Source organism: Edaphobacter sp. (assembly GCF_028283685.1).
In the GTDB taxonomy this organism is placed as follows: Bacteria; Acidobacteriota; Terriglobia; order Terriglobales; family Acidobacteriaceae; genus Edaphobacter.
Genome location: NZ_JAPWKF010000005.1, coordinates 181,368 through 194,588, shown reverse-complemented (window position 1 = coordinate 194,588; position 13,221 = coordinate 181,368). Strand labels below are relative to the sequence as shown.

The 13,221-nt window shown below is 61.6% G+C and carries 11 protein-coding genes; 6 read left to right on the top strand and 5 right to left on the bottom strand.

What is annotated here, in order from left to right:
• Nucleotides 1-144: 144 nt before the first annotated feature.
• The 3 genes from PW789_RS07910 to PW789_RS07900 form a co-directional block, all read right to left on the bottom strand.
• Nucleotides 145-441 carry a hypothetical protein gene (locus tag PW789_RS07910; RefSeq protein WP_299373977.1) on the bottom strand — a complete coding sequence of 99 codons (297 nt, stop codon included), beginning with the start codon at nucleotides 439-441 and terminating at the stop codon, nucleotides 145-147.
• Between the two features lie 32 nt (nucleotides 442-473).
• Entirely contained in the window at nucleotides 474-1,367 is an 894-nt protein-coding gene (locus PW789_RS07905; protein WP_299373974.1) for an alpha/beta hydrolase, read from the bottom strand.
• 139 nt (nucleotides 1,368-1,506) lie between these two features.
• Nucleotides 1,507-3,129 carry a hypothetical protein gene (locus tag PW789_RS07900; RefSeq protein WP_299373971.1) on the bottom strand — a complete coding sequence of 541 codons (1,623 nt, stop codon included), beginning with the start codon at nucleotides 3,127-3,129 and terminating at the stop codon, nucleotides 1,507-1,509.
• Between the two features lie 158 nt (nucleotides 3,130-3,287).
• Here PW789_RS07900 and PW789_RS07895 point away from each other — a divergent pair, with 158 nt between their 5' ends.
• Both PW789_RS07895 and PW789_RS07890 read left to right on the top strand, forming a co-directional pair.
• Nucleotides 3,288-5,390 (top strand): M13 family metallopeptidase, encoded by a 2,103-nt coding sequence (locus PW789_RS07895; protein ID WP_299373968.1) that lies wholly within the window; start codon nucleotides 3,288-3,290, stop codon nucleotides 5,388-5,390.
• 70 nt (nucleotides 5,391-5,460) lie between these two features.
• Nucleotides 5,461-6,381 carry an EamA family transporter gene (locus tag PW789_RS07890; RefSeq protein ID WP_299373965.1) on the top strand — a complete coding sequence of 307 codons (921 nt, stop codon included), beginning with the start codon at nucleotides 5,461-5,463 and terminating at the stop codon, nucleotides 6,379-6,381.
• A gap of 71 nt (nucleotides 6,382-6,452) precedes the next feature.
• Here PW789_RS07890 and rpsT read toward each other — a convergent pair whose 3' ends face one another.
• On the bottom strand, nucleotides 6,453-6,728 hold the full coding sequence (gene rpsT / locus PW789_RS07885) for a 30S ribosomal protein S20 (protein ID WP_299373963.1): 276 nt from the start codon (nucleotides 6,726-6,728) through the stop codon (nucleotides 6,453-6,455).
• A 452-nt stretch (nucleotides 6,729-7,180) separates the two neighbouring features.
• Here rpsT and PW789_RS07880 point away from each other — a divergent pair, with 452 nt between their 5' ends.
• The 3 genes from PW789_RS07880 to PW789_RS07870 all read left to right on the top strand — a co-directional run bounded on the left by PW789_RS07880 (nucleotide 7,181) and on the right by PW789_RS07870 (nucleotide 10,407).
• Nucleotides 7,181-8,221 carry a PhoH family protein gene (locus PW789_RS07880; protein ID WP_299373960.1) on the top strand — a complete coding sequence of 347 codons (1,041 nt, stop codon included), beginning with the start codon at nucleotides 7,181-7,183 and terminating at the stop codon, nucleotides 8,219-8,221.
• A 288-nt stretch (nucleotides 8,222-8,509) separates the two neighbouring features.
• Nucleotides 8,510-8,986: an rRNA maturation RNase YbeY gene (gene ybeY, locus PW789_RS07875; RefSeq protein ID WP_299373957.1), complete on the top strand. Its 477-nt coding sequence runs from the start codon at nucleotides 8,510-8,512 to the stop codon at nucleotides 8,984-8,986.
• Nucleotides 8,983-10,407: a hemolysin family protein gene (locus PW789_RS07870; protein WP_299373954.1), complete on the top strand. Its 1,425-nt coding sequence runs from the start codon at nucleotides 8,983-8,985 to the stop codon at nucleotides 10,405-10,407. Before ybeY ends, PW789_RS07870 begins: the two co-directional genes overlap by 4 nt.
• Nucleotides 10,408-10,644: 237 nt before the next feature.
• Here PW789_RS07870 and PW789_RS07865 read toward each other — a convergent pair whose 3' ends face one another.
• A complete protein-coding gene (locus tag PW789_RS07865) occupies nucleotides 10,645-11,709 on the bottom strand; it encodes a rod shape-determining protein (protein ID WP_299373951.1) in 1,065 nt (354 codons plus the stop codon).
• A gap of 366 nt (nucleotides 11,710-12,075) precedes the next feature.
• On the opposite strand from PW789_RS07865, the gene ald reads away from it, so the two are divergent.
• Nucleotides 12,076-13,188, top strand: coding sequence for an alanine dehydrogenase (gene ald / locus PW789_RS07860; RefSeq protein ID WP_299373948.1), 1,113 nt, complete (start codon nucleotides 12,076-12,078; stop codon nucleotides 13,186-13,188).
• Nucleotides 13,189-13,221 lie beyond the last annotated feature (33 nt).

Genomic DNA, 13,221 nt, shown 5'->3' with positions numbered 1-13,221 from the left:
TCACCGCCGACAAGAAGAAAGGGGCATCACCGTTGATCCCAAGGGGGATTGACAATGCCTGGCGCCCCTAACCCGTGTCAAATCCGCCCCGCCGGAAAATCTCCCACACATCGGCCCGGTTTTCCTCAGCCCTGTCCCTGACTCCTAGAAGTCGCGGGTGATGAACCCCAGCCGGATCGCGTATCCCACTCCGACCGCCAGCAGAAAACCGACCACCGTCCACGGGGTATCGCATCGTCGCTTGAGGAGCGCCTGCACCGCCACAATCGCCACAAAAAGCCCGGTCGCCAGCAGCAGCCCATCGGCGATAAAGACGCTCGTCACCCCCGCCGCCGTCGTCTTCTGCGCCCAATGGAAATTAAGTGGATGCAGAAAGCTTCCCGCCGCAAAGACAACCAGGAACAGCAGAAACTGACCGATGGTGAGCAATGCCTTCTTCATGCGTCCTCGTCTCCCGGCAATACAAAACGGCTCTACTTACCCGGCAACATATCAATCGTGTGCAGCCACGTCTCCACCAGAGCCGGCCAGTGCGTCACCGGCAGCGGTCCCGGACGCAGGCCATATCCATGCCCCGCCTCGTTGAAGACATGCAGCTCAAACGGCACCTTCAACGTCTTCAGCGCCTCAGCGTAAACCAGCACATTCTCTACATGGACAGGGTCGTCCGCCGTCTGCGCCAGGAACGTCGGCGGAGCCGTCGCCACCGGGTCGATCCCCTTGGCCAGCTGCGTCAGCCCCGGCCCCTCGGTCAGGTACGCCGGATAGATCGCCACAATAAAGTCCGGCCTCGCGCTGATCGCCGACTCCGTCGCGGGCTCGTTCGCCCGCTTGAAGTCCGGATGATTGCCCAGCACGACCACAAGATGCCCGCCCGCCGAGAACCCCAGCACCCCCACACGATGCGGGTCCAGCTTCCACTCTTCCGCGTGCGACCGCGTGATCCGCATCGCCTGCTGTGCATCCTCAAGATCCTGCGTGTCCTCGGGATACTTCTTCTCGATCGGCACGCGATACTTCACCAGCGCGCAGTTGATGCCAGCCTCGTTCAGCCACGTGCAGACCTCCGTGCCCTCCAGGTCATACGCCAGAATCTTGTAGCCGCCGCCCGGAAAGACCACCACCGTCACGCCCGTATTCTTCTCCGCAGGCGCCGGATAAAACGCCAGTGTTGGCTTGCCGACGTTGGTCATGTGAGAGAGCGCCTTGCCCTGCACCAGGCGGTCTGTCGGCTTGGTGATGTCCGTCTCGGCCGCGCCTTGATATGGCTCGGGATTGCCGTCAGGCCATAGCGGCAGCGTCACCTTCTGCGCAGAGACACATGGGCCTGTAAGCAGAGCAAGCAAAAGAAGTAATGGAGTTCGCACGCCAACATACTACACGCCAGCAGTTTGCCGAAGAGCTCCCCGCACAGTGTCAGAAGGCTGCGGCACGATCCTTCTTCTCGACGAAGTTGGCCCTCGGAGTCACCGGGCGCGGCCCATCCTATCGGCTGGCCATCTGTATTTACTCTGGACGATCGCCCCTCGGCTGCTCTCCCGGCTCGTTGTAGAGCGTCGGAGGCTTGCGCCGAGGCTGCTCATCTCCCACCGTATTCCCTTCGTCCCCCGCAGGTGCGCTCTGGAGCGGCGGTGTACTATCCGCCGCCGGGGCAGGAACAGCGGCTGCCGATGGTCCCGGCGGCACTGCTGGAGCAGCACTCGGCGGAGCTGCCTGCGACGGTGCCGCTGCAGGCGCCGCATTCTCCGGGCTCGACGAAGACAGCGCCGCCGACAGCGGCCGCCGTGCTCCTCCCGTCAGCCGAGGCGCCGAGGTCTCCGCCTGCTGCACCGCCTCGCGATCCTTGCCCGTCAACCCCGGCAGCGGATAGACCTCAATCGCATCGCCGCGCATCACGGCCAGGCTCATGCCATCGGGCGAGAGCGCGAAGTTCTGCCCCGCGCGAGCGACCGGCGTCGCATTGATATGCAGCAGCTGCGCTCCGGTATTGGTCTGGTAGACGATAATGTTCTGCCCGGCGATCATCTCGGGCGAAAGAGAGTCGTCACTGGTCAGGTTGCTGTGCGTAATCATGCGGCTGAAGGCAAAGCGGCCCGCGGCCGGAGCATACGAAAATGTCGGTGCAAGGTAGCTCTCCGTCATATTCTGCTCCCACATCTCCTCGCCGCGCATGTTGAAGCCGCCGATCACCTGCGGGGTGCGGCTCGTGTGGCAGCCGAATGCGATAAACTCGCCGCGGCTCACAAGAATGGGCGAGGGCTTGCACGTCGAATCGAACGGCGACAGCTCCAGCCTCTTGCCGTCATAGGTGTTGAAGTCGAAGGCCCAGCGCTGCTGCCCCTGGTCCACCATGGCGAGGAAGCCAGCCGAGTTGGCGGGAATCCGTCCCGGCGTCCGCGAGCGCGCCGCCTCGCCCGGCGTCAGGTCCACCGCATCGGCATCGCCATAGATGACCGAGAAGAAGTTGATCTGCACCGGCATCTCGGCCCGCTCTTTCGACTCGTCCGTCTGCTGCGACGAAGAGGCGCCGGTCGCCTCCTCCAGCCCTCTGGGCTTCTCCGCCTCCAGCGTCTCCACAATCATCAGGTCGGCATCGGGAGAAACCAGCAGCCCGGCGATGCGGCGTTTGGTCTCGATCAGCGGTCTCTGCTTGAAGGCGTTGCCGCTGGCCAGGTTGATCATCGGCGACAGCGTCCAGAGTTCGTTCCGGTTACGCAGCAGGAAGCGTCCGTGACCGAGCCGCCAGAGATACTGGCCGCGGTCGTGAAACCGCCACGAGGCGCGGGCGACCGGCTTGCCGTCCGGCAGCTGCAGGACAACGGCATCCACCTCGCGGTCCTGGTCGGAGGGCGGGCAATCCGGCAGCCGTTTCAGCAGGCGTTTGACGTTATAGGTCAGCAGCAGGTGCTGGTCGTCGATAAAGTCGACCGTCATCATCGACCCGCCGGCCAGCAGGAACTGCGATTGCGACGCCTCGAAGCCCGTCGGCTCCAGCGGAATGCGCAATACCGCGCGGCTATCTTTGGCCGCTGCCTCGCCAGTCACAAATTGAAGGCAAATCGCCAGCATGGCGAGTCCTGCCAGCTTGCGCTGGCGTATTAGACCGTGGATGATGCTTGGAACCGGCATGATCAGAGGCGCGTATCCCATCCGAGCGCTAAAGACTAATGTTTCACAGACGCTTCCCCCCGCCAATGGGAAGCACTTCTGCCGGCGTTTCCGGGATGGAACAATAGAAGACACAGCACTGTTTTGAGAGTCGCAAAAGGATAAAAACGAGGAACTGCATGACTATGAATCGAATGATGGATGGCCTGAAACGCAATCTGGGAGGCGTCTTCGGCCTGGGGGCCGTCGCCGTTCTCGCCGCCGGGGTCTGCCTGGCCCAGGGAACCGCAAACAGCAGCGAAAAACCGAACGAGGTCTATAAACCCATTCCCGGCTTTGACATGTCGTCCATCGACGCCTCCGTCAATCCCTGCAACGACTTCTACAAGTTTGCCTGCGGCAAGTTCGCCGCCAACCATCCCATCCCCAGCGATCAGCCGGGCGTCGATCAGTTCTACGCCCTCTATAACGTCAACACGCAGTCCCTGAACGGCATCCTCACCCAGGCCGCCGCCGGCGGTGCAGGACGCACCCCCAACGAACAGAAGATTGGCGACTACTACAAGAGCTGCATGGACACCAGCGCCATCGAGGCCAACGGTCTTCAGCCGCTCCAACCCTGGATGGACAAGATCAACGCCGTCCACTCCGTGCGCGACCTGCCTGAGCTGATCGGCGAGTTGCAGCGCATCGGCGTCGATGTCTTCTTCGGCTACGGCGAACAGCAGGACTTCAAGGACGCCAGCAAGCAGATCGCCTTCGTCGACCAGGCCGGACTCGGCCTGCCCGAGCGCGACTACTATCTGCGCACCGGCGCCAAGGATGAGACCATCCGCAAACAGTATGTCGAGCACGTCGCAAAGATGCTGACGCTGGCCGGTACTCCCGCCGCCGAGGCAACGAAGCAGGCAGAGGACATCATGGCCTTTGAGACCGTCCTGGCCAAGGCCTCCATGTCTGTCACCGACCGCCGCGATCCCGAAAAGACCTACCACCCGCAGACCATCGCCACCTTCCACGAGACCATTTCGCCCCCCGCCTTCAACCAGTTCCGCAAGGGCATCCAGTCACCCGAGATCTCCGAGGTGAACAACTCCAACCCCGAGTTCCTGACGGCGATGATGAAGGCAATGCGCGGCACCGACATCGCCACCCTGAAGGCCTACATGCGCTATCACCTGCTGACCACATCGGCCAGCCGCCTGCCCAGGAAGTTCGATGATGAGAACTTCGACTTCTACGGCCGCAAGCTGACCGGCCAGCCCGAGCAGAGCGCACGCTGGAAGCGCTGCTCCAACGCCGTCAACGGCTCGCTGGGCGAGGCGCTCGGCGAGGTCTACGTCTCGAAGTACTTCGCCGGAGACAGCAAAGCCAAGATGCTCGAGATGGTCCACGACATCGAGCTCGCGATGAGCAACGACATCGACCACCTCGACTGGATGTCCGACACCACCCGGGTTCGCGCCAAGGAGAAGCTGCACGGCATCGCCAACAAGATCGGCTACCCCGACAAGTGGCGCGACTATACGAAGCTCGAGGTCAAGGCCGACGATGCCCTCGGCAACCGCTTCCGCGCCACGGCCTTTGAAAACGATCGCGTGCTGAACAAGATCGGCAAGCCCGTCGACCACAACGAGTGGGGCATGACGCCGCCCACCGTCAACGCCTACTACGACCCCAGCATGAACGACATCAACTTCCCCGCCGGCATCCTTCAACCTGCCTTCTACGACCAGAAGCAGGATGACGCCGTGAACTACGGCCACATCGGCGCCGTCATCGGCCACGAGCTGACCCACGGCTTCGACGACGAGGGCCGCAAGTTCGACGCCAAGGGCAACCTTAGCGACTGGTGGACGCCCGAGGACGCGAAGAAGTTCGAGACGCGGACCGACTGCCTCGTAAACGAATACGGTAACTTCGTCGCCGTCGATGATGTGAAGGTGAACGGCAAGCTGACGCTCGGCGAGAACACCGCCGACAACGGCGGCCTCGTCCTCGCTTACATGGCCTACCTCGAGCGCGCGAAGCAGAACAGCGTCGACCTCAACGCGAAGGTAAACGGCTACACCGCGCCACAGCGCTTCTACATCGCCTATGCGCAGAACTGGTGCGAAAACTCGCGGCCCGACGCCATCCGCCAGCAGGTGCTCACCGATCCGCACTCGCCCGATCACTTCCGGGCGAACGGCGCCATCGTCAATCAACCGGGCTTCGCCAATGCCTTCAGCTGCAAGCAGGACACGCCGATGGTTCCCGCCAACAGCTGCCGCGTCTGGTAGCTGACAGCAGATGACAGGATGGGGCGCAGCCTTCGTGCTGCGCCCCTTTCCTTTGTGCGAGAGTGAAGACATGCCATCCTTGCAACCGAAGCGTCGAGCTGTCGGCTTTCTCGCCTGTGCCAGCGCCAGCGCCCTGTGGGGTTGCGGCTTCTTCTTCGGCAAGATCGCCCTGGCCGAGATGAACTTCGCGCACATGGTGCTCTACCGCTTCCTGTTCGCCATGCTTCCGCTGCTGCCGCTGCTGGTGACCCACCGCCCCGGCCTCAAAGCACGCGAGTGGCGCACCCTCGCCATCGCATCCTTTCTGGGCATCCCGGTGCAGTTTTTGCTGCAGTTCTACGGCCTGTCGCTCACGACCGTCTCGCATGCCGCGCTGATGGTCGGCACCATGCCGGTCATCCTGGCGGTCGGAGCCACCATCTTTGCCCATGAGCGCCTCGACCTCACCGGCTGGATCGCCCTTGCAGGTTCCACCACGGGAGCCGCACTGATCGCGCTCGGCCATCACGCCACCGGCGCGGGCAATCCCTCGCTCACGGGCGACCTTCTGGTCGTGCTCTCGCTGGCGATCGCCCTCTTCTGGATTCTTCTCAACAAGCGCCTGATGGACACCCACTCCCCCATCGTCGTCACCGCCTACGGTCTTCTGCTGGGCACGCTGATGCTGATGTTCTGGGTACCGATGCGGTATGGCCTGCCGCCCATCGCACATGTCTCGCTGAAGGCATGGCTCGCGCTCGCAGCCAGCGGCGTTCTCTGCACCGCCACCACAACGCTGCTGTGGAACTGGGGCATGACGCAGGTTCCCGCCTCACAGGCTGGCGTTCTGCTGAACATGGAGCCGCTGATCGGGAGCCTGCTCGGGGTCTTCGCCCTGGGCGAGCATCTTGGCCCCACCGCCTGGACCGGCGGCTGCCTCATCCTGTTCGCCGCGATCACCCTGACCACGCACTCCAGGGCGCACGTACCGGAGCATCAGCCGGCAGGATAGCCAACAGAAGATGAGGCACGACCACGGATGTGATCGTGCCTCGATTGAAACCTGACTCGAAAGGCTTTGGCTTAGGCAGCCTTGGTGACGACCGCTTTGACGCGGGCGTTCAGACGGCTCTTGTAGCGGCTCGCCGTGTTCTTGTGCAGCACGCCCTTCTGGACGCTCTTGTCGAGAACCGAAACGGTTGCGCTGTAAACGGTCTTCAGCTCATTGCTGTCTCCCTTGGCGATTGCCTCGCGCAGGGTGCGCAGGGTGCCACGGAGCTTGCTCTTGTTCGCGCGGTTGACCGCAGTCTTCTTCTCGGTCTGACGTGCGCGCTTCAGGGACGAAACATGATTTGCCATGTCTAAAATCTCTCTCTTAACCCGGTTGTTGTCGGGGAATTTTCGGATGCAGCTCCAGGCTGGCCGAATTCACAGCCTGAACCATCCTCTGCAATCTCTAAGTCTACGGAAAACCCGGTCTAAGGTCAACGAATTCCAGCGAAACCATTCAGGAATCCCACCGTTCCGGGCTCCTCTTTGGCCCCATTCCACCGGTTACCCCTTTGGATTCACAGGCTGTGACAAATGCCTCTTGACCTCGCACCGCCACCGGGTCTAGTCTGTGCCCATCTTCGGCAAACATTGGCAACTCTCGCCATCCCGGTCGGAATCCCACCAAAAACCCAAGTCGTCCCTGCGCCATGCGTCTTCCCTTTCGAGGGTTGTCACATGACCGCAACCTCGCACAAGTACGGTGTGTCCAATACAACGGAAGCTAACCCTGCTTCGCCTGACGGAGGTCAGCCTAACTCTTGATCAAACAATCCATCGAAATCACCCCAGGCATCGAAACCCTTTACGGAACCCACGACGAAAACCTGCGCCTGCTCGAAGACGGGCTGCACGTCACCATCGACCTTCGCTCCGACGCCATCCATGTCACCGGTACACCGGATGAAGTCGCGCGGGTCGAACGTGTCTTCGCGGACTTCGAGTCGCTGCGCAAAGGCGGCGTCAACCTGCACAACGGTGAACTCAACGGAATGCTCAAACTGCTCGTCACCGACCCCTCGGTGACGCTCAAATCGCTGGTCGACTCCGGCAAGCAGCGCTCGGCCGGAACCAAGCGCATGGTCAATCCACGCTCCCCCAACCAGCGTAAGTACGTCGAGGCCATCGAGCAGAGCGATATGACCTTCGGCCTCGGACCTGCCGGTACCGGCAAGACCTACCTCGCCGTCGCCATGGCCGTCTCCGCCCTGCTGGCCAAAAAAGTCAGCCGCATCATCCTGGTCCGCCCCGCGGTCGAGGCCGGCGAAAAACTCGGCTTCCTCCCCGGCTCCCTCCAGGAGAAGGTCGATCCCTACCTGCGGCCGCTCTACGACGCGCTCTACGATCTCGTCGACCCCATCAAGATCGACAAGATGCTGGAGACCAATGTCATTGAGATTGCGCCGCTCGCCTTCATGCGCGGCCGCACCCTCAACGACGCCTTCATCATCATGGACGAGGCGCAGAACACCACCACCGAGCAGATGAAGATGTTCGTCACCCGCCTCGGCAACAACTCCAGGGCCGTCATCACCGGCGACCTCACGCAGACCGATCTTCCCAACCCGAAGAAATCCGGCCTGCTCGAGGCGCTGCATGTGCTCGATGGCGTCGAGGGCATCCGCTTCTGCCACTTCGAAGACGTCGACGTCGTGCGGCACCACCTGGTCCAGCGCATCGTCCGCGCCTACGACAGCTACGGCCGCGCCCAGCAGGAGCTGCCGCTCTCCATGGGAGATAACGTCATGCCCGATGGCACGATGAATGGCAGCAAGTCCAAGCCCGTAGCCAAGCCGCAGTAACAGCAGCAACCATGTCTGAACTAACGATGTCTGAACTTAAGAGCGGATGCTGCCCCGATACCTTGGGGCAGCATCTCTCTTTCAGCAGAATCCTTCACGGTGCTGGGATTCGCAGCAGGATTCTGTGCCCTCATTGGACCGTTCCAGGACGAAGAGGACTGTTCCAGGACAAAGAAAATGGCTTGGTGTGATCGGACTTGTTCTGTTTCCCCTATCGGTCATCGTGACCGCATGAAATCCGCCTTTTGACGACTTGCGAAAAACCAACAAGCTACAATCAATCTGACGATGATCACCATCGACCCTTCCAGTACTGTGCAGGCTGAGACGCCTGCGAAATCAACGCTGACGCGCTTCCTCAATCGCGCGCGCGAGGCTGTGGGCATCGCCGGCGAGGTCGATGTGCTCCTCACCGGCGACGCCGGGATCAAGACCCTCAATCGCCAGTTCCGCAAGAAGAACAAAGCCACCGACGTCCTCAGCTTCCCCACGCCCGAAGAGATCTTCCAGCTGCACGCCGGCGATCTCGCCATCTCGCTCGACACCGCGGCGAAACAGGCCGCCAGCTTCGGGCACTCCCTCGGCGATGAGATTCGCGTGCTGATGCTCCACGGTCTGCTGCATCTCGCCGGCATGGACCACGAGGTCGACAACGGCGAGATGGCCGCCCGCGAGGCCGAGCTGCGCACCAGCCTCAAGCTGCCCTCCACACTGATCGAGCGCGTCCAGACGCCGCAGAAGCGAGCGCCGCGGAGGAGGGCATGAACATCGCCTACAACATCACGCTGACCGTGCTTCTGGTCGTGCTGGCCCTGACCTCCTACATCGATCGCATCTACTCGGAGATGGGCAAGTTTCTCGCCCGCGAGTACCAGGACAACATCGACTCCTGGGAACAGAGCATCGAGCCAAAGCTGCGCCTGGGCCGCGAATCCATCGCCCTGTCGGCCTCGGTGCTGCGGCAGCTCACGCTCGCCGCCATGTCGCTGCTGTGGGGTTTGAACCTCTACACCCGCGACAACGCACTGCTGGAGTCGCCCACGCCGGGAGCCATCGCACGAGCCGCCGCAGAGCTGATCCTGCTCATCCTCATCTTCGACCGGCTGATCCCGCAGATCCTCTTCGCCCGCACCCGTGGCCTGTGGATGAGGAAGATCGTCTACCTCATGCAGGTGATCTTCTACATCATCCTGCCCGTCACCATCGTGCTGCAGCTGCTGCTCTCCATCGCGGCCCTGGCCGAGCCCGAGGACACAGCTGAAGAAGAGCACTCCTCCGAGGCGATGGACGCCCTGCTCGAGGCAGGCGAGGAAGAGGGCATCCTGGAGGAGTCCGACCGCGAACTGGTGCGCTCCGTCGTCGAGTTCGGCGATATGGTCGTCCGCGAGGTGATGACACCCCGCCCCGAGGTCTTCGCCGTCCCCGGAACCCTCACCCTGCGAGAGTTCACCACAGCCATCAACGAGCATGCCTTCTCCCGCGTCCCCGTCTACTCCGGCTCCATCGACCATGTCACCGGCATCGCCTTCGCGCACGACCTGCTGAAGATCCTCGACATCGAGGCCGGCACGCGCACTGTCGCGCAGATTCAGCGGCCCGCCGCCTTCGTTCCCGAGACCAAGAAGGTCTCCGAGCTGCTCCGCGAGATGCAGCGCGAGAAGCAGCACATGCGCGTCGTCATCGACGAGTACGGCGGCGTCGCCGGGCTGGTCACCATCGAAGACCTCCTCGAGGCCATCGTCGGCGACATCGCCGACGAACACGACGAGTCCGAGCCCGACGAAGAGCCGGTGCATCAGGCTGACGGTTCCTTCGCCCTGCCCGGCAACTTCGAACTCTCCCGCCTGCGCGAGCTCTTCGCCGAACATCTGGCCGCGCCGAACACCCGCCCCGCCGAAGACAGCGAGACCGAATCCAGCGAAGCCGAATCCTCCGAGGAACTCGACCACGAGGCCAGCATCCAGCGTCTGGCCGAAGACCACGAGTCCACCACGGTCGGCGGCCTGGTCTCCGAGATCGCAGGCCGCATCCCCTCGCCCGGCGAGGTCATCGAAGAGGATGGCCTCAGCTTTGAGATCCTGGCCTCCACCAGCCGACGCGTCGATCGGGTAAGGGTCAGCCTCCTGCCCCACAACTCAACCGCCATCAAGGAAGCTGTCAAGCCCGAAGACACGGCAAAACACTGAAAACATTACAGATGGACTCTGCCTGTCAATTTCCTGCGATCGCTACAATGGAATCAGGGCCGGAAAAAGGAAGAAATCAGACTCAAAACAAAAGGGATGCCGGAGTTATCCAGGCATCCCTTTTGTTTTCAAGATTTTACCTCTAAGCCACGTTGAATCAAGATTTTACAAAAACATGATCCAGCAAGACCTTCAAAATCAATAATTTACCTACCAACCATGGGGGGGGTAGGGGTCTTAGTCAATCGAGATCTTGCGCAGCAGCTTGAAGTCCGACAGCATCTTGCCCGTGCCAAGAACCACCGAAGCCAGTGGATCGTCAGCGATCGAAACCGGCAGCCCCGTCTCCTCACGAATGCGCTTGTCGAGGTTCTTGATCAAAGCGCCGCCGCCCGTCAGGACGATGCCGCGGTCCGAGATATCAGCCGAAAGCTCCGGAGGCGTCCGCTCCAAAGCCACGCGAATCGCGTTGATGATCGTTGAGATGCACTCCGAAAGCGCCTCCCGGATCTCTGAATCGTCGATGGTGATCGTCTTCGGCACGCCTTCGATCAGGTTACGGCCCTTGACCTCCATCGAGAGCGGCTTGTCCAGCGGGTACGCTGACCCGAGCTGCATCTTGATCTGCTCGCCCGTGCGCTCACCGATCAGCAGGTTGTACTTGCGCTTCAGGTAGGTGATCACGGCCTCGTCCATCTGGTTTCCGGCCATGCGCACCGAGCGCGAATACACGATGCCCGCCAGCGAGATCACCGCAATGTCCGTCGTTCCGCCGCCGATGTCGACGACCATGTTGCCGCCCGCCTCGGTGATCGGCAGGCCGGCGCCGATCGCGGCCACCATCGCCTGCTCCACCAGGTGAACCTCCGACGCCTTGGCCCGGTAGGCCGAGTCCATGACGGCGCGCTTTTCTACCTGCGTGATCTCCGACGGCACGCCGATCACGATGCGCGGATGCACCATCATCTTGCGGTTATGCGCCTTCTGGATGAAGTAGTTAAGCATCTTCTCCGTATGGCGGAAGTCAGCGATGACGCCGTCCTTCATCGGCTTGATAGCGACGATGTTGCCGGGGGTGCGGCCCAGCATCTCCTTGGCCTCTTTACCGACGGCTTCGACCTCGTTCGTTACCTTGTTGACCGCAATAATGGAGGGCTCGTTAACAATGATTCCTTTGCCGAGGGCATAGACCAGCGTATTCGCGGTCCCGAGGTCGATGGCAAGATCGCTCGAAAACAAGCTGAAGAGAGACCGCATGTTATGGATGCGGGAGTAACGGGTCTGAAAGGCGTTCGAGGACATTCTGCGGGTCGATTCCTGATGGGTGAAGTCTATTTCCATTGTAAAGCCACTAAACGAGTGTTTCCGGGAGGGAAGGGGACGGTTAATCTATGGGACACCGGCCCGCGGCGCAGAGGCCGAAACCGGTTCTTCCGACACCGATTCGTTGTGAGGCCTCGAACGATGATTAGCACGAATCCTACAAGAGTCCAACCCCAACCGGAGTTTTCCGCACAAAAGTATCTTGCCGGTCAGTAGCAAAATGGGAATTTCTATGAAGTGGCAAGCCAGGGCGGTAGATCTGTACGGTCAGCGGGCCATGAGGAAGAACTCACCGAATGACTGATAGCTGAACTGGATACAATCAATCGTGGAGTGAACTTAGCGATGATTATTGGCGTTCCGAAGGAAGTGAAAGACCACGAGAGCAGGGTGGGCGTTACACCCGCAGGCGTAAAGGCGCTCGTGGAGGCAGGTCATAAGGTTCTTGTTGAGCAGAAGGCCGGAGCACTCTCCGCCATGCCGGATGAAGAGTACCAGGATGCCGGCGCCGAGATCGTCGGTTCGGCCTATGACGTCTGGCGACTCGCCGATATGGTCGTCAAGGTGAAGGAGCCGGTCGAGAGCGAGTATCGCAATTTCCGCGAGGGGCTCGTTCTGTTCACCTACCTGCACCTCGCTCCCATTGAGGGTCTGACGAATGCGTTGCTGGAGAAGAAGGTCACCGGCATCGCCTATGAGACTGTGCGCGACCGCACCGGAGCGCTTCCGCTGCTGACGCCGATGAGCGAGGTGGCAGGACGCCTCAGTGTGCAGGTAGGCGCCGAGTATCTGACCAAGGAGCATGGCGGACGCGGACTGCTGCTGGGCGGCGTTCCGGGAGTTCCCCCGGCCAACGTCTGCATCATCGGCGGAGGCATCGTCGGCACCAACGCAGCCAAGATTGCCCTCGGCATGGGAGCCAAGGTCACCATGGTTGACCTGAACCTGAACCGCCTGCGCGAGCTGGACGACATCTTCAATGGCAGGGTCTTCACCATGGCCTCGAACAGCTACAACATCGAGCGCGCGGTCAGCGAGGCCGACCTGCTGATCGGCGGCGTACTGATCCCCGGAGCCGCGGCGCCGAAGATCGTGACGAAGCAGATGGTCTCGAAGATGAAGAAGGGTGCCGTGGTCGTGGACGTCGCTATCGATCAGGGCGGCTGCATCGAAACAGCCCATCCGACGACGCACAGCGATCCCTCGTACGAGGTGAATGGCGTGGTGCATTATTGCGTTACAAATATGCCCGCTGCCGTTCCCAACACCTCCACGCTTGCGCTGACCAATGCCACCTTCCCCTATGTTGCGAAGCTGGCGAAGCTCGGTGCGAAGAAGGCGATCCAGGAGGACAAGGGCATTGCAGAAGGCGTCAATACCTTCGACGGCGTGCTGACCTACGAGGCCGTCGCTGCAGCTCAGAAGCGGGAGTGGAAGCCGATCACCGAGCTGGTTTAGTCGGCGCACGGCTTGAACGACAGGAGGGCGTCG